General features: G+C 65.0%; 14 protein-coding genes. 10 read left to right on the forward strand and 4 right to left on the reverse strand.

Annotated features, from left to right (window positions below; all coding sequences use genetic code 11):
- Window positions 1–117 precede the first annotated feature (117 nt).
- The 6 genes from putA to ACN0X6_RS19470 all read left to right on the forward strand — a co-directional run bounded on the left by putA (window position 118) and on the right by ACN0X6_RS19470 (window position 9,734).
- Window positions 118–4,053, forward strand: a complete 3,936-nt coding sequence (putA, locus tag ACN0X6_RS19445; protein ID WP_417706485.1) for a trifunctional transcriptional regulator/proline dehydrogenase/L-glutamate gamma-semialdehyde dehydrogenase — start codon at window positions 118–120, stop codon at window positions 4,051–4,053.
- Between the two features lie 427 nt (window positions 4,054–4,480).
- Window positions 4,481–5,908 carry an arginine-ornithine antiporter gene (gene arcD, locus ACN0X6_RS19450; protein ID WP_417706487.1) on the forward strand — a complete coding sequence of 476 codons (1,428 nt, stop codon included), beginning with the start codon at window positions 4,481–4,483 and terminating at the stop codon, window positions 5,906–5,908.
- A gap of 15 nt (window positions 5,909–5,923) precedes the next feature.
- Entirely contained in the window at window positions 5,924–7,174 is a 1,251-nt protein-coding gene (gene arcA / locus ACN0X6_RS19455; RefSeq protein WP_417706489.1) for an arginine deiminase, read from the forward strand.
- An 84-nt stretch (window positions 7,175–7,258) separates the two neighbouring features.
- Window positions 7,259–8,269 carry an ornithine carbamoyltransferase gene (locus ACN0X6_RS19460; protein ID WP_417706491.1) on the forward strand — a complete coding sequence of 337 codons (1,011 nt, stop codon included), beginning with the start codon at window positions 7,259–7,261 and terminating at the stop codon, window positions 8,267–8,269.
- Between the two features lie 158 nt (window positions 8,270–8,427).
- Window positions 8,428–9,354 carry a carbamate kinase gene (gene arcC, locus ACN0X6_RS19465; protein WP_417706492.1) on the forward strand — a complete coding sequence of 309 codons (927 nt, stop codon included), beginning with the start codon at window positions 8,428–8,430 and terminating at the stop codon, window positions 9,352–9,354.
- A 14-nt stretch (window positions 9,355–9,368) separates the two neighbouring features.
- Window positions 9,369–9,734, forward strand: a complete 366-nt coding sequence (locus ACN0X6_RS19470; RefSeq protein WP_417706494.1) for a DUF5064 family protein — start codon at window positions 9,369–9,371, stop codon at window positions 9,732–9,734.
- Window positions 9,735–9,874: 140 nt separating this feature from the next.
- Here ACN0X6_RS19470 and lpdA read toward each other — a convergent pair whose 3' ends face one another.
- Window positions 9,875–11,275 carry a dihydrolipoyl dehydrogenase gene (gene lpdA, locus ACN0X6_RS19475; RefSeq protein ID WP_417706496.1) on the reverse strand — a complete coding sequence of 467 codons (1,401 nt, stop codon included), beginning with the start codon at window positions 11,273–11,275 and terminating at the stop codon, window positions 9,875–9,877.
- A 15-nt stretch (window positions 11,276–11,290) separates the two neighbouring features.
- Complete coding sequence (locus ACN0X6_RS19480) at window positions 11,291–12,490, reverse strand: MFS transporter (protein ID WP_417706497.1); 1,200 nt, start codon at window positions 12,488–12,490, stop codon at window positions 11,291–11,293.
- Window positions 12,491–12,585: 95 nt separating this feature from the next.
- Here ACN0X6_RS19480 and ACN0X6_RS19485 point away from each other — a divergent pair, with 95 nt between their 5' ends.
- Complete coding sequence (locus ACN0X6_RS19485; protein WP_160018476.1) at window positions 12,586–13,155, forward strand: PaaI family thioesterase; 570 nt, start codon at window positions 12,586–12,588, stop codon at window positions 13,153–13,155.
- Window positions 13,156–13,184: 29 nt separating this feature from the next.
- Window positions 13,185–13,751, forward strand: a complete 567-nt coding sequence (locus ACN0X6_RS19490; RefSeq protein WP_417706500.1) for a TetR/AcrR family transcriptional regulator — start codon at window positions 13,185–13,187, stop codon at window positions 13,749–13,751.
- 223 nt (window positions 13,752–13,974) lie between these two features.
- On the opposite strand, the gene ACN0X6_RS19495 is transcribed toward ACN0X6_RS19490, so the two are convergent.
- Window positions 13,975–14,769, reverse strand: a complete 795-nt coding sequence (locus ACN0X6_RS19495) for an SDR family NAD(P)-dependent oxidoreductase (RefSeq protein WP_417706502.1) — start codon at window positions 14,767–14,769, stop codon at window positions 13,975–13,977.
- 100 nt (window positions 14,770–14,869) lie between these two features.
- Window positions 14,870–15,235 (reverse strand): hypothetical protein, encoded by a 366-nt coding sequence (locus tag ACN0X6_RS19500; protein ID WP_417706504.1) that lies wholly within the window; start codon window positions 15,233–15,235, stop codon window positions 14,870–14,872.
- 30 nt (window positions 15,236–15,265) lie between these two features.
- Between ACN0X6_RS19500 and ACN0X6_RS19505 the strand changes: the two genes are divergently transcribed.
- Together ACN0X6_RS19505 and ACN0X6_RS19510 are read left to right on the forward strand one after the other, a co-directional pair.
- A complete protein-coding gene (locus ACN0X6_RS19505) occupies window positions 15,266–16,072 on the forward strand; it encodes an outer membrane protein OmpK (RefSeq protein ID WP_417706506.1) in 807 nt (268 codons plus the stop codon).
- A gap of 121 nt (window positions 16,073–16,193) precedes the next feature.
- Window positions 16,194–17,039 carry an EamA family transporter gene (locus ACN0X6_RS19510; protein ID WP_417706508.1) on the forward strand — a complete coding sequence of 282 codons (846 nt, stop codon included), beginning with the start codon at window positions 16,194–16,196 and terminating at the stop codon, window positions 17,037–17,039.
- The last annotated feature ends 26 nt before the right edge of the window (window positions 17,040–17,065 follow it).

Raw genomic sequence — 17,065 nt, forward strand, 5'->3', positions numbered from 1 at the left:
CGCAGCTTTTTTGTTGCCCGCCATCCATGGCGGCAGCCCCTGGGGCCGTCGCAAGCGACGCCAGAAACTGCTCCAGGCAGTTTCACCCTGTACAACCGACAAAAACAGGACACACCTATGGCCACCACCACGCTTGGCGTAAAACTCGACGATGCCACCCGCGAGCGCCTGAAAAAGGCCGCTGCGCAGATCGACCGCACCCCGCACTGGATGATCAAGCAGGCGATCTTCAATTATCTGGAGCAAGTCGAGAGTGGCCTGACGCCCGCCGAGCATGCCGGCCTGGCCGCCGCTGCCGGTGAAGAAGCGCTGGAGTCGCTGACCGAGCAGGGCCTGCAGGTGTTCCTCGATTTCGCCGAGAGCATCCTGCCGCAGTCGGTGCTGCGCGCCGCCATCACCAGCGCCTATCGCCGCCCGGAAACCGAAGTGGTGCCGATGCTGCTGGAGCAGGCGCGCCTGAACAAGGAGCAGGCCGAGGCCTCGCAGAAGCTGGCCCTGGGCATCGCCGAGAAGCTGCGTAACCAGAAGAACGCCAGCGGCCGCCAGGGCCTGGTGCAGGGCCTGCTGCAGGAGTTCTCGCTGTCGTCGCAGGAAGGCGTGGCGCTGATGTGCCTGGCCGAAGCCCTGCTGCGCATTCCCGACAAGGCCACTCGCGATGCGCTGATCCGCGACAAGATTGCCAACGGCAACTGGAGCCAGCACCTCGGCCAGAGCCCGTCGATGTTCGTCAACGCGGCGAGCTGGGGCCTGCTGATCACCGGCAAGCTGGTGTCGACCCACACCGAAGCCGGCATGACCTCGTCGCTCAACCGCATCATCGGCAAGAGCGGCGAGCCGGTGATCCGCAAGGGCGTGGACATGGCCATGCGCCTGATGGGCGAGCAGTTCGTCACCGGCGAAACCATCGCCGAAGCCCTGGCCAACGCCGCCACCCTGGAAGCGAAGGGCTTCCGCTACTCCTACGACATGCTCGGTGAAGCCGCGCTGACCGAGGAAGACGCCAAGCGTTACCTGGCCTCCTACGAGCAGGCCATCCACGCCATCGGCAAGGCCTCGCACGGTCGCGGCATCTACGAAGGCCCGGGCATCTCGATCAAGCTCTCCGCCCTGCACCCGCGCTACAGCCGCGCTCAGTACGAGCGTGTGATGGACGAGCTGTACCCGACCCTGCTGGGCCTGACCCAGCTGGCCAAGCAGTACGACATCGGCCTCAACATCGACGCCGAGGAAGCCGACCGCCTGGAGCTGTCGCTGGATCTGCTCGAGCGCCTGTGCTTCGAGCCAAGCCTCGCCGGCTGGAACGGCATCGGCTTCGTCATCCAGGCCTACCAGAAGCGCTGCCCGTACGTGATCGACTACGTCATCGACCTGGCCAAGCGCAGCCGTCATCGCCTGATGATCCGCCTGGTCAAGGGTGCCTACTGGGACAGCGAGATCAAGCTGGCCCAGGTGAACGGTCTGGAAGGCTACCCGGTGTACACCCGCAAACCGTACACCGACGTGTCCTACCTGGCCTGCGCACGCAAGCTGCTGGCCGCGCCGGAAGCCATCTACCCGCAGTTCGCCACCCACAACGCCCACTCGCTGTCGGCCATTTACCAGTTGGCCGGGCAGAACTACTACCCGGGCCAGTACGAGTTCCAGTGCCTGCACGGCATGGGCGAACCTTTGTACGAGCAGGTGGTGGGCAAGATCGCCGACGGCAAGCTGAACCGCCCTTGCCGCATCTACGCACCGGTGGGCAGCCACGAGACCCTGCTGGCCTACCTGGTACGCCGCCTGCTGGAAAACGGCGCCAACACCAGCTTCGTCAACCGCATCGCCGACCACAGCATTTCGCTCAAGGATCTGGTGCTCGACCCGGTGCTGCAGGTCGAGCAAATGGCCGCTCAGGAAGGCGCCATCGGCCTGCCGCATCCGCGTATCGCCCTGCCGCGTGATCTGTACGGCAAGGACCGGGTCAACTCCGCCGGCCTCGACCTGGCCAACGAACACCGCCTCGGCTCGCTGTCCTCGGCGCTGCTGTCGTCCACCAATCTCAGCTACGTCGCCGAACCGATGCTCGGCTGCGATGCACCCAACCCGGGCGAGCCGGAGCCGGTACGCAACCCGGCCGATCATCGTGACCTGGTCGGCCACGTGCGCGAAGCCAGCGTCAAGGATGTCGACAGCGCCATCCTCTGCGCCCTGGCCAGCGGGCAGATCTGGCAGTCCACCCGGCCAGCCGAGCGCGCCGCCGTGCTGGAGCGCGCCGCCGACCTGATGGAAGCCGAGCTGCAGCAACTGATGGGCCTGCTGGTACGCGAGTCCGGCAAGACCTTCGCCAACGCCATCGCCGAGGTGCGCGAGGCGGTGGACTTCCTCCGCTACTACGCGATCCAGGCACGCAGCTTCGGCAACGACAGCCACCGCCCGCTGGGCCCGGTGGTGTGCATCAGCCCGTGGAACTTCCCCCTGGCGATCTTCAGTGGCCAGGTGGCCGCCGCGCTGGCCGCCGGCAACACCGTGCTGGCCAAGCCGGCCGAACAGACCCCGCTGATCGCCGCCCAGGCCGTGCGCATCCTGCTCGAAGCCGGCGTACCGGCTGGCGCCGTGCAGTTACTGCCGGGCCGTGGCGAAACCGTCGGCGCGCGCCTGGTGGGTGACGAGCGCGTGCGCGGGGTGATGTTCACCGGCTCCACCGAAGTGGCCGGCATCCTCCAGCGCAACATCGCCGGTCGCCTGGATGCCCAGGGCCGCACCATCCCGCTGATCGCCGAAACCGGCGGCCTCAACGCCATGATCGTCGACTCCTCTGCGCTGACCGAGCAAGTGGTGATGGACGTGGTCGCCTCCGCCTTCGACAGCGCCGGCCAGCGCTGCTCGGCCCTGCGCGTGCTGTGCGTGCAGGACGACGTGGCCGACCGCGTGCTGACCATGCTCAAGGGCGCCATGGCCGAATACAGCCTCGGCAATCCGGAGCGCCTGAACACCGACATCGGCCCGGTGATCGACGCCGAAGCCAAGGCTGGCATCGACACCCACATCGCCAAGCTGCGCGAGAAAGGCCGCAAGGTCACCCAGCTGGCGCGCGTCAACGCTGACGAGATCAAGCGCGGCACCTTCGTCGTGCCGACCCTGATCGAGCTGGACAGCTTCGACGAGATGAAGCGCGAGATCTTCGGCCCGGTGCTGCACGTGGTGCGCTACCAGCGCGCGGATCTCGGCAAGCTGCTGCAGCAGATCAACGACAGCGGCTACGGCCTGACCCTCGGCGTGCACACGCGCATCGACGAGACCATCGCCCAGGTGGTCGGCACGGCTAAGGTCGGCAACCTGTATGTGAACCGCAACATGGTCGGCGCCGTGGTCGGCGTGCAGCCGTTCGGTGGCGAAGGCCTGTCCGGTACCGGCCCGAAAGCCGGTGGCCCGCTGTACCTCTATCGCCTGCTCTCGACCCGTCCGCAGGACGCCGTCGCCCAGTACCTGCAACAGGCCGACGTGCAGGCCCTGCCGGTTCCGACCGAGCTGGACAAGGTGCGCAGTGCCTTTGCCGAATGGGCAGGCAAGCAGGAGCCGGCCATCGCCGCGCTGTTCGAGCAGTACCGCGCGCTGTCGCAGAGCTACAGCAGCCACGTGCTGACCGGCCCGACCGGCGAGCGCAACAGCTACAGCCTGCTGCCGCGCGAGCACGTGCTGAACCTGGCCGACGAACGCGGCGACCTGCTCGCCCAACTGGCCGCCACCCTGGCCGTGGGCAGCCAGGCGATCTGGCTGGAGAGCCAGCGCGCGCTGTACGCCGAACTGCCGAAAGAGGTGCAGAAGCACATCCAGCTGGTGGCCGACTGGAACAGCGTCGACGTGGAGCTGGACGCCATCCTGCACCACGGCGATTCCGACCAGCTGCGCGCGGTCAGCGAGCAGGCGGCCCAGCGCAAGGGCGCCATCGTCGGCGTGCACGGCCTGAACAAGGGCGAGACCGACATCGCCCTGGAACGCCTGCTGGTGGAACACGCGCTGAGCGTCAACACCGCAGCGGCCGGCGGCAACGCCAGCCTGATGACCATCGGCTGATATTCCTCGGCCGGTAATGGCGCGGAAAGCGGGCTGAAAGCTTTCCGCGCCATGCTGCACCCACACGACGCAACTGCCTGCAGGGGCTATCCGCCCGGCGCCGTGCTCTCTCCTCCTGACCTTCGGGTCTGCGCCAGCCTATCCGGCCGGCGCGTCGAGCGGGGCCAACCGCCCCGCCCATTTCATCCCCCCGCCTTCATCCCATCTCAACTCGCCATCATTGCGTAACGGAAAGTACGGACTATCGTGATTGGACTGGCGCCTCAGCGTGCCAGACAGAGCTGCAGTCCTGACTCGTTCAGGTGCTCGACAACGCTTGCAACAAGGATGTGCGTTGACGAATCCCGACCCTTGATTCAAGTCAGGATGCTGTGCTCGCCAAACGCGCTCAATACCTATGTCCCCCTGTGACACGGAGGTAATTGAGATGTCTGATTCAACGCAAAAACTCCGCCTCGGTGCGCTGATCGCGCTGGTCGTCGGCTCCATGGTCGGCGGCGGCATCTTCTCGCTGCCGCAGAACATCGCCGCCAGCGCCAGCGCCGGTGCCACCCTGATCGGCTGGCTGATCACCGGCGTGGGCATGCTGACCCTGGCGTTCGTGTTCCAGACCCTGGCCAACCGCAAGCCCGAACTCGACGGCGGCGTCTACGCCTACGCCAAGGCCGGTTTCGGCGACTACATGGGCTTCTCCTCGGCCTGGGGCTACTGGATCAGCGCCTGGATCGGCAACGTCAGCTACATGGTGCTGCTGTTCTCCACCCTGGGTTACTTCTTCCCGGTATTCGGCGAGGGCAATACATTGCCCGCCGTGATCTGCGCATCCGTGCTGCTCTGGCTGCTGCACGTGCTGGTGCTGCGCGGGATCAAGGAAGCCGCCTTCATCAACACCGTGACCACCATCGCCAAGATGCTGCCACTGGCGCTGTTCATCGTCATCGCCGCCATCGCCTTCAAGCTCGATGTGTTCACCAGCGACTTCTGGGGCCGTGGCAACAGCGAGCTGGGCAGCGTGATGGATCAGGTGCGCAACATGATGCTGGTCACCGTCTGGGTGTTCATCGGCATCGAGGGCGCGAGCATCTTCTCCGCCCGTGCAGAGAAGCGCAGTGACGTCGGCAAGGCCACGGTGATCGGTTTCGTCGGCGTGCTTCTGCTGCTGGTACTGGTCAACATCCTGTCTCAGGGCATCATGGCCCAGGCCGAACTGGCCGGGCTGAAGAACCCGTCCATGGCCGGCGTGCTGGAGCAGGTGGTCGGTCCCTGGGGCGCACAGCTGATCGCCATCGGCCTGATCGTCTCGCTGGCCGGCGCGCTGCTGTCGTGGACGCTGCTGTGCGCCGAGATTCTCTTCGCCAGCGCCCGCGACCACACCATGCCGGAATTCCTGCGCAAGGAGAACGCCAACCACGTTCCGGCCAATGCGCTGTGGCTGTCCAACGGACTGATCCAGCTGTTTCTGGTCATCACCCTGTTCAGCGCCTCCACCTACCTCAGCCTGCTGTACCTGGCCACCTCGATGATCCTGGTGCCGTACTTCTGGTCCAGCGCCTACGCAGTATTGCTGGCGGTACGCGGCGAGACCTACGAGAACGCAGCCGGGGAGCGCAACAAGGACCTGCTGATCGCGGCCATCTCCACCCTGTACGCGGTGTGGCTGGTGTACGCCGCCGGCGTGCAGTACCTGCTGCTGTCCGCGCTGCTCTATGCCCCTGGCGCGCTCCTCTTCGCCAAGGCCAAGCGCGAACTGGGACAGCCCATTTTCACCGGCGTCGAGAAGATCATTTTCGTCGCCGTACTGATCGGTGCCGCCATCGCCGCCTACGGGCTGTATGACGGTTTCCTGAGTCTGTAAGAGAAGGAGTTCGATATGTCCAAGAAGCCCCTCGGCGTTCATTCCGAAGCTGGCAAACTGCACAAGGTGATGGTCTGTTCGCCAGGCCTCGCCCACCTGCGCCTGACCCCCGGCAACTGCGACGAACTGCTGTTCGACGATGTGATCTGGGTATCCCAGGCCAAGCGCGACCACTTCGACTTCATGACCAAGATGCGCGAACGCGGCATCGAAGTGGTGGAGATGCACAACCTGCTGGAAGAGACCGTCAGCGACCCCAACGCGCTGAAGTGGATTCTCGACCGCAAGATCACCCCCAACAGCGTCGGCCTCGGTCTGCAGAATGAAGTGCGCGCCTTCATCGAAGGGCTGGAGCCCCGCAAGATCGCCGAGTTCCTGATCGGCGGCGTATCCGGCGCCGACCTGGCCAAGCACACGGATTCCGAGGCGGCGAAGATGTTCAACGCCTACCTCGGCGAAGCCAGCTTCATCTTCCCGCCGCTGCCCAACACCCAGTTCACCCGCGACACCACCTGCTGGATCTATGGCGGCGTCACCTTGAACCCCATGTACTGGCCCGCACGCCGTCAGGAAACTCTGCTCACCAGCGCCATCTACACCTTCCACCCGGACTTCGCCAATGAGCCCTTCGAGATCTGGTACGGCGATCCGGATCAGGACCACGGCTCGGCCACCCTGGAAGGCGGCGACGTGATGCCCATCGGCAACGGCACCGTGCTGATCGGCATGGGCGAACGCAGCTCGCACCAGGCCATCGGCCAGGTCGCACGCGCGCTATTCGCCAAGGGTGCGGCAGACAGGGTGGTGGTTGCAGGCCTCGGCCGTTCCCGTGCGGCCATGCACCTGGATACCGTGTTCAGTTTCTGTGACCACGACCTGGTGACCATCTTCCCGGAAGTGGCCAACAGCATCGTGCCCTTCATCCTGCGCCCGGACGAGAGCCGCCCTGGCGGCATCGACGTACGCCGCGAGGACAAACCCTTCGTCGACGTGGTCGCCGAATCCCTCAATCTGAAGAAGCTGCGCGTGGTGGAGACCGGCGGCGATGCTTACGAGGCCGAACGCGAGCAGTGGGACGACGGCAACAACGTGGTCTGCCTGGAGCCAGGCGTGGTGATCGGCTACGACCGCAACACCTACACCAACACCCTGTTGCGCAAGGCCGGCGTCGAGGTCATCACCATCAGCGCCAGCGAACTGGGGCGCGGCCGTGGCGGCGGCCACTGCATGACCTGCCCGATCATCCGCGACCCTATCGATTACTGATCACCAAGCCACCCCTCTCCCCCCGGGAGAGGGGCCGGGGGTGAGGGGCATCCCTCGCACAGCATTCTCAACGGAGAACGAATCATGGCTTTCAACATGCACAACCGTAACCTGCTCAGCCTGATGCACCACAGCACCCGCGAGCTGCGTTACCTGCTCGACCTGTCGCGCGATCTCAAGCGCGCCAAGTACACCGGCACCGAGCAGCAGCACCTGACCCGCAAGAACATCGCGCTGATCTTCGAGAAGACCTCGACCCGCACCCGCTGCGCCTTCGAGGTGGCGGCCTACGACCAGGGCGCCAACGTCACCTACATCGACCCCAATTCGTCGCAGATCGGCCACAAGGAATCGATGAAGGACACCGCCCGCGTGCTCGGGCGCATGTACGACGCCATCGAGTATCGCGGCTTCAAGCAGGAGATCGTCGAGGAGCTGGCCAGCTATGCCGGCGTGCCGGTGTTCAACGGCCTGACCGATGAGTACCACCCGACGCAGATGCTCGCCGACGTGCTGACCATGCGCGAGCACAGCGACAAGCCGCTGCACGACATTGCCTACGCCTACCTCGGTGATGCGCGCAACAACATGGGCAATTCGCTGCTGCTGATTGGCGCCAAGCTCGGCATGGACGTGCGCATCGCCGCGCCCAAGGCGCTGTGGCCGAGCGAGGAACACGTCGCCGCCTGCAAGCAGTTCGCCAGTGAAAGTGGCGCACGCATCCTGCTTACCGAAGACCCGAAGGAAGCGGTCAAGGGCGTCGACTTCGTCCATACCGACGTCTGGGTGTCCATGGGCGAGCCGGTGGAAGCCTGGGGCGAACGCATCCAGGAGTTGCTGCCCTATCAGGTCAACGCCGAAATCATGAAGGCCGCCGGCAACCCACGGGTGAAATTCATGCACTGCCTGCCGGCCTTCCACAACAGCGAGACCAAGGTCGGCAAGCAGATCGCCGAGCAGTATCCGCACCTGAAGAACGGCATCGAGGTCACCGAAGACGTCTTCGAGTCGCCCTGGAACATCGCCTTCGAGCAGGCGGAAAACCGCATGCACACCATCAAGGCGATTCTGGTCGCCACTCTGGCTGACATCTAACGCTGCACGCTTGCCTCCCCTCTTCCGCTTGCGGGAGAGGGGCCAGGGGAGAGGGGCTGGCCGGTAACGCCGTCATGTAGCCCGGATGCAATCCGGGAACGACCTGTTCCACTGCCCCGGATTGCATCCGGGCTACGAACACGAACAAGGAGAACACCATGCGACTCGTCATCGCCCTGGGCGGCAACGCCCTGCTTCGCCGCGGCGAAGCCATGACCGCGGAAAACCAGCGTGACAACGTGCGTATCGCCTGCCAGCAGATCGCCAAGGTGGCAGACGGCGTCGAGCTGGTGATCGCCCACGGCAACGGCCCGCAGGTCGGCCTGCTGGCCCTGCAGGGCAACGCCTATGACGCGGCCAACCCCTACCCGCTGGACGTGCTCGGCGCCGAGACCGAAGGCATGATCGGCTACATGATCGAACAGGAACTAGGCAACCTGCTGCCCTTCGAAGTGCCCTTCGCCACCCTGCTCACGCAGGTGGAAGTGGACAGCGCCGACCCGGCATTCAAGAAACCAACCAAGCCCATCGGCCCGGTCTATACGAAGGAAGAAGCCGAACGCCTGGCCGCCGAGAAAGGCTGGAGCATCGCCCCGGACGGCGACAAGTTCCGCCGCGTGGTGGCCAGCCCCAGGCCGCAGCGCATCTTCGAGATTCGCCCGATCAAGTGGCTGCTGGAAAAAGGCAGCGTGGTGATCTGCGCCGGCGGCGGCGGTATCCCGACCATGTACGACGGCAACCAGTTGCGTGGCGTCGAAGCGGTGATCGACAAGGACCTGTGCTCGGCACTGCTGGCCGAACAGCTCAATGCCGACCTGCTGGTGATCGCCACCGATGTCGACGCGGCCTATATCGACTGGGGCAAACCCACGCAGCAATCCATCGCCGAAGCGCATCCCGACGAGATCGAGAAACTCGGCTTCGCCGCCGGCTCCATGGGCCCGAAAGTGCAGGCCGCCTGCGAGTTCGCGCGTAACACCGGCAGCACTGCGGTAATCGGCTCGCTGGAAAATATCGAAGCCATCGTCCAGGGTCGCTCGGGCACGCGCATCAGCCTGGACTACAACAGCATCGCCTATCGCTGAGGGAGGTCTCGATCATGTTCACCCCCGGTCACCTGCACCGCGACAACAACGACCGCCCCGAGCACATGCGCCTGCTGCCGCCGTTTTCGGTGGACTTCTACTACGAGGTGCGCAAGGACCCGCAGCATGGGCCAATGCTGCACATGCGCCTGGTCGGCGACGTGGACGGCCGGCACTTCGACGAAGAGTTCGAACTGCACCGCGACGTCGCCTTCAACTTCGCCAGCGTGGCGACCCGCATCGCAGCCCGCCATGGCCTGCACCCCAACGCCAGCCCGGTGATGCGCGGCCACGACGAGTACGACAAGGTGTTCGCCGACATCCGCAGCAAACTCAACGTCCAGCCGGGCGAACCGGTGAACCTCGACCACGTACTCTGACGCCGAGTACGCAGCGCCGTAGCCCGGATGAAATCCGGGCGACACTCGTAGGGTGCGCCGCGCGCACCGATGCGATCGTTCAATCGACGCAACACCCGACAGGCACGGCCTGGACTACCCGCGACACCCTCCCCCCGCTCTCAGGCCTGCATCGTCCAGCCATGCACCCCCATCGCTGCCTGGCGCCCTGCCTCGGAACGGGTCGGGTGCGGGTGGCAGGTCAGCGCGATGTCCTCGGCCGAGGCGCAGAACTCCATGGCCACGCAATACTCGCCAATCAATTCGCCCACGCTCGGGCCGATCATGTGCACGCCGAGAATCTGGTCGGTGCTGGCATCGGCGAGGATCTTCACGAAACCTTCGGTCTCGTGGTTGATCTTCGCCCGACTATTGGCGGTGAAGGGAAACTTGCCCACCTTGTAGGCGCGCCCCTCGGCCTTCAGTTCCTCCTCGCCCTTGCCGACGCTGGCCACTTCCGGGCGGGTGTAGATCACCCCGGGGATCACCCCGTAGTTGACCTCGGCGGCATGCCCGGCGATACGCTCGATACAGGCCACTGCCTCGTCTTCGGCCTTGTGCGCCAGCATCGGCCCGGAGGTGACATCACCGATCACCCACACGCCCGGTACGCCGCTCTGGTGTTTTTCATTGCCGAGCATGCCGCGCTTGTCGGTGTGCAGGCCGACGCTCTCCAGCCCGAGACCTTTGGTGTAAGGGCGTCGACCGATGGCCACGAGTACGTAATCGGCTTCCAGGGTCTCGCTCGCGCCGCCTGCTGCCGGCTCCAGCGTCAGGGTCACGCCGGGCTTGCCCGTCTTGGCACCGGTGACCTTGGTGCCGAGCTTGAAGCTCATGCCTTGCTTGCTCAGGGTGCGCTGCAGGGTCTTGGCCGTCTCGCCATCGAGGCCGGGGCAGATGCGCTCGAGGTATTCCACCACCGTGACCTGGCTGCCCAGGCGGCGCCACACCGAGCCCAGCTCCAGACCGATCACCCCGGCACCGATCACCACCAGGTGCCTGGGCACCTCGGGCAGCGACAGCGCGCCGGTGGAGTCGAGGATGCGCAGGTTGTCGATCTCCACACCCGGCAAAGGTGTTGGCTCCGAGCCGGTGGCGATGACGATGTTCTTCGTCTCCAGCAGGCGCTCACCGCCTTCGCTCAGCTTGACCTGCACTCGCCCTGGGCCATCGATACGCCCCCAGCCCTTGACCCACTCCACCTTGTTCTTGCGAAACAGAAACTCCACGCCCTTGGTCAGCGCTTCGACGCTATCGGCCTTCTGCTTCATCATCTGCACCAGGTTGAGCGTCGGCGTGACCTCCACCCCCAGGGCGCTCAACTCACCACCGGCGGCAGCCTCGTAGAGCTCGGATGCATGCAGCAAGGCCTTGGACGGCATGCAGCCGACGTTCAGGCAGGTGCCACCGAGCGTTTCGCGCCCCTCCACGCAGGCCACCTTCAGACCCAGTTGCCCGGCGCGAATCGCCGCGTTGTAGCCGCCGGGGCCGGCGCCGATGATGACCACGTCATAGCTGCTCATAGCTTTGTCCTCGAATCAGGGAAGTTTGCCAGCCACCGCAGCCGTGACGGCCGGGCGCACGCGCAAGAGGTGGAAGAACAGAAACGCCAACATGGCGAACAGCGCATTCAAGGCAACCATAGGCCAGGCCGAACCATCCTGCAGGGCGCCGAGCAGCAGGCCAGCCAAGGTGGCGCCGGCCATCTGCGAAAAGCCCATCAGCCCCGCAGCCAACCCGGCACGCTGCGGATTGGGAATCACCGCGCCGGCCACCGCTGCCGGCAGCAGCATGCCACCGCCCAGCGTCACCAATACCTGCGGCAGCGACAGCCCCAACAGCGACAGACCGAACAGCAGATAGATCGCCAGGGTCAGCAACGACCCAAGCAGCACCAGCACGACGCCGATGCCCACCACCTTCTGCGGCCCCAGGCGCTGCACGTTGCGCAGGGTGAACAGCGCGCCGCCGAGCAGGCCGGAAACGATCAGGGCGAAGGTCAGCCCGTATTGCGCGGCGCTCAGCCCCAGCAGGCCGATGTACACCGACGAGGAACCCGCCACCACCACGAACATCGCACCATAGGTGCAGGCGATGGTCAGCGCCAAGGCGCGGCAACTGGGCCACACCTGCAGGTAACTGGCCCACAGGCCTTTGAGCCGACCAGCCAGGGGATCGCGCTGCAGATGGCTCTCACGATAACGGCTAAGCACCGCCAGCAAGGCCAGGCTACCAAGCACCACGGTCGCCAGCAGCGGCGCGCGCCAGCCGCCGTACTGGGTCAGCAGGCCGCCGACCACCGGCGACAGGACGATGGCCGCGAACATGCCCAGCACGGTCAGCGCCAGGGCCGGCCCCGCCTGTTCCTGCCACACGTCACGGACGATGGCGCGCGCCAGCACCAGCGCCGCACAGGCGCCCAGGCCCTGCAGCACACGCATGCCGATCAGCACCTCGATGTTCGGCGCCAGCAGCATGCCCAGGGTCGCCAGCAGATAAAGACTCAGCCCGGCGAGCAATACCGGGCGGCGCCCCAACCGATCCGACAGCGGCCCGAGCAGCAACTGGCCAAGGCCAAAGGCACCGACGAACAGCGACAGCGCCAACAGACTGCTCCCGGGTTCGGCCTGCAGACCACGCTCCAGCTCACCAAGGGCGGGAATCAGCAACTGCGTGGAGGTTTCCCCCAGTGCGGTGAGCAGCATCAGGATGATCAACAGAACACGGGAAGGCTGCATGACGGGGCTCCAATGGACAGCGACTGGCGGCTATTTATATTTCGAACATAATATGAAACATTGAATGTCGTCCATCATATTTATCTGGAGCCCGCATGACCGCCTTGTCCCGAGACGCCCGCCTCGCCACCTGGATCGCCGAGGAACAGGCCATTCGCAACCAGCTCGCCGCTCCCGGCACCCTCAGCCTGGCGGAAGTAGCCGCCATGACGCCGATGGATTTCTTCGACGGCATCGGCCGTGGCGACCTGCCCTCGCCACCGATCAACGCGGTGCTCGACTTCACCCCGGTGCAATGGGCCAGCGGCCTGTTCGTCTTTCAGGGCACGCCCGATCAGCGCCACTACAACCCGCTGGGCAGCGTGCACGGCGGCTACATCGCCACCCTGCTCGACTCCTGCATGGGCTGCGCCGTGCATACCCTGCTCAAGACGGGCCAGGGCTACACCACTGCGGACCTGCGAGTGAGCTACATCCGCGCGCTGCGCAGCGAAGTCGGTCCGGTACGCGCCGAAGGCCGCATCATCCACGTCGGCCGCTCCACCGCGCTGGCCGAAGGCCGCCTGTACGACGTCGACGAACGCCTCTACGCCGTCGCCTCCACCACCTGCCTGATTCTCGACATGAACGCGCCGCGCCAGAACAGCGACGCAAGTGTAAGATGACAGCCAGCATCTGATAGACGAGAAAGCCCATGCGCTATTCGGAAGACCACAAGGCCAAGACCCACCAACGCATCATCGAGGAGGCGGCCCTGCGCTTTCGCCGCGATGGTGTCGGCGCCACCGGCCTGCAGCCGCTGATGAAGGCACTGGGCCTGACCCATGGCGGTTTCTATGCCCACTTCAAGTCCAAGGACGATCTGGTGGAAAACGCCCTGCGCCATGCGGTGGATGAACTGTCCCGCAGCACCGAGGCGCTGGCCAAGGATGCCGAGGCGCCGCTGCCACGCTTTATCGCCAGCTACCTGTCCAGCGCGCATCGCGCCAACCCCGGCAGTGGCTGCCCACTGCCAACCATGTCCGCCGAGTTGGGCCAGCGTGGCGAGGCCAGCGAAACCACCGACGCCCTGGTGCGCGACCGTCTGGACCTGATCGAGAACAACCTCGATGGTGATGATGCCGCCGAGCAGAGCGTGCTGTTGCTCTCGACCATGGTCGGCGCCCTGCTGCTATCGCGTAGCGTCAAGGACCCGGAGCTGTCGGACCGCCTGCTGAAGACGACCCGTCGCCTGTTGATCGAACAGGTGCAGGGGCAATAGCAGACAGGCAAGCGTTGCGCATGGCGCACCCTACGCTCCGTGACATACCGTATGGGTGCGCGACATACCCGTAGGGTGCGCCGCGCGCACCAGCTTTCCACATGAGCGCAGGCGGGTTTCGTGGCAAGTCGCAGACCAGCGTCACCCCGGTGCGCATGGCGCACCCTACGCTCCGTGACATACCGGCAGGGCGCACCCTACCGTCCGCTCGAACCCCCTGGTATCACTTGTAGCGCGCAGCCGCCTGGTCGCGCGACAGGTTCGGCCCCAGCACGGCGCGGGCGTCGACGAAGGCGTCCCAGTCGGCTGCATCCGGCAGCGAGGGTATGGTCACCAGTTCGCCCTGATCGAAGCCGGCCAACGCCGCATCGACCATCTCGCCCACTTCCATGATCATCGACGGCGGCAACGCGGAGGCATCGGTGCCGCTGCGCTCCCAGATTTCGGTGCGCGTCACGCCCGGCATCACCGCCTGCAACTGCACCCCCGAACCACGCAACTCACCTGCCAGGGTCTGGGTCAGGCTCAGCACATAGGCCTTGGTCGCGCTGTACACCGCATTGAACATCTCCGGCGCCAGCGCCACCACCGAACCAAGATTGATGATGCCGCCACGCCCCGCCGCGGAGAAATTGGCCGCAGCCGCTGCGGCCAAACGCGTCAGCGCCACGACGTTGAGCTGGATCATGGTCTCGGCCTGGTCCAGGTCGGCGGCAGCCAGCGGACCGTTCATGGCGACACCGGCGTTGTTGATCAGCAACGCGATGCTCGAGTCCTCGCGCAAACGCTTTTCCACCTTGAGCACATCGGCCTTGCTGGTGAGATCCGCCGGCATCACCTCGATTGCAACGCCGTACTCGGCGCCCAGGCGCTTGGCCAGCGCATCGAGGCGCTGGGCATCGCGCGCCACCAGCAGCAAGTCATGACCACGTCGGGCCAGGCGTTCGGCATAGGTGGCGCCGATGCCGGACGAGGCACCAGTGACCAGAGCGGTTCCGAGGGTGGATTGGGCATTCATGGCAGGTCTCCTGGGTGGCGTGATGAGTGAGAGGAGATCCTCTCACCAATTAGATTACGGTCATAATTTAAATATTAAATTACGATCATAATCAAACTAATCAAGCACAGCTGTGAGAAAGCATCGCCGCAACCGCCAAACGGTTGCGCACCAAGTTATGGCCGTTTTTGTCCTTGTGGTCAGAAAAGGGTGCAACACAGGCGCCTGAGTGAGCCTGAAAAATCCGCGCATCCAATTGATTTGCAACGGATATGAGCAATAAAGAGAATTGGCGCCGTTTTTGCTCTAGCAGCACCAGCCTGACCAGGCGGACAGGTTTAAAAACGCCGGAGGTGTTTTGAACCTCGGTCTGCGACGGCCCGAAGGCTGTCCGCCTTGGATGGCAGGCCACAAAAAATCGCCGGGAGCGATTGTTGACGTCGGCTACGCCGACGGCCCGCCAGGGATAGCAAGCCACAAAAACCATAACGACACGTCTTAACCACCAGGAGCTTCCATGAATCGCACTCTCTCTTCGCTGGCGTTCGTCAGCGCTCTGCTGGCAGGCGGCCAGGCCATCGCCGATGACCTGCTGCAGTGGCAGAACAACAGCCTGACCTACCTCTACGGCCAGGACTTCAAGATCGACCCGGAGATTCAGCAGACCGTCACCTTCGAGCACGCCAGCGGCTGGAGCTTTGGGGACCTGTTCCTGTTCGTCGACGTGATCAAGTACAACACCGACGCCACCAACGGCGCCGGTGACGGCCATACCTTCTACGGCGAACTCAGCCCGCGCTTCTCGCTGGGCAAGCTCACCGGTGCCGACCTCTCCTTCGGCCCGATCAAGGACGTGCTGATCGCCACCACCTATGAGTTCGGTGAAGACGACGTCGACTCCTACCTGATCGGCCCGGCGATCGACCTCGACATCCCCGGTTTCGACTACTTCCAGCTCAACACCTACCTGCGCACCACCGACGGCAGCCGCGCCGGCAGCAACGTCTGGCAGATCACCCCGGTGTGGAGCTACACCATCCCGGTGGGCGAATCGGACATTCTCATCGATGGTTTCATGGACTGGGTGGTGGACAACGACAGCAATCGCCGCGGCGACTACCACGCCAACCTGCACTTCAACCCGCAGATCAAGTACGACCTGGGCAAGGCGCTGAAGTGGGGCGAGAAGCAGCTGTACGTGGGCATCGAGTACGACTACTGGAAGAACAAGTACGGCATCAAGGACGGCGGTTTCGTCAGCGAGAACTTCGTCGGCTCGACCGACCAGAACACCGCCAGCCTGTTGCTCAAGGCGCACTTCTGAAACACGCCATCAAGCGTCACTGGCCAAGGTCGCAGCAACTTGCGACCTTCTGCCAATGCCCTTGACCGGCCTGACGTGTTTAGCTGCCCGGCATCACCAGACCTTCACCCAAGGATGGACGATGCCTGCGCGTATCCTGCTGCTCACCTGCCTCGCCATGCTGGCCTTCGCCGGCAACTCGCTGCTGTGCCGCCTGGCGCTGCGTGAAACCGACATCGACGCGGCCAGCTTCACCGCTATCCGCCTGCTCTCCGGCGCACTGACGCTGTGGCTGCTGCTCAAACTGAGACAGGCCGGGCACCCCATCGCCGGCAACTGGCCTGGCGCGCTGGCGCTGTTCACCTATGCGGCGGCCTTCTCCTTTGCCTACCTGCAACTGGATACCGGCGTCGGTGCCCTGCTGCTGTTCGGCGCCGTGCAGTTGAGCATGCTGCTGTGGGGCTTGCTACGTGGTGAGCGTCTGGGGCTGGGCGCCAGTCTCGGTACGGCGCTGGCGACGGCCGGCCTGCTGGCGCTGCTGCTACCCGGCGCAAGTGCGCCCCCGTTGTTGGCTGCACTGCTGATGCTGCTGGCCGGCATCGCCTGGGGGGCGTATTCGCTGCTCGGTCGCGGTCTGGGTGATCCGCTGGCCGTGACCACCGGTAACTTCCTGCGTGCGGCACCGCTTGCCGTTCTGTTGGCGTTGGCACTGCTGCCGCAACTGAACTGGGACGGGCCTGGCCTGTTCTACGCGGTGTTGTCCGGCGCCCTGACCTCCGGCGTCGGCTACGCCATCTGGTACAGCGCCCTGCCCGGCCTGCGCGCCAGTCAAGCCGCCACCGTGCAACTGAGCGTGCCGATTCTCGCCGCGCTCGGCGGCAGCCTGCTGCTGGACGAGGCGCTGTCACTGCGCCTGATGCTGAGTGCCCTGGCCGTGCTCGGCGGTATCGCGCTGGTACTGGGCAGCCGGCAACGCGCCGGGAGCTAACGGCGCGCGCAGTGGTCTTCTATCCT

Origin of the sequence: Pseudomonas sp. (assembly GCF_048269965.1) — a bacterium.
Taxonomy (GTDB): Bacteria; Pseudomonadota; Gammaproteobacteria; order Pseudomonadales; family Pseudomonadaceae; genus Aquipseudomonas.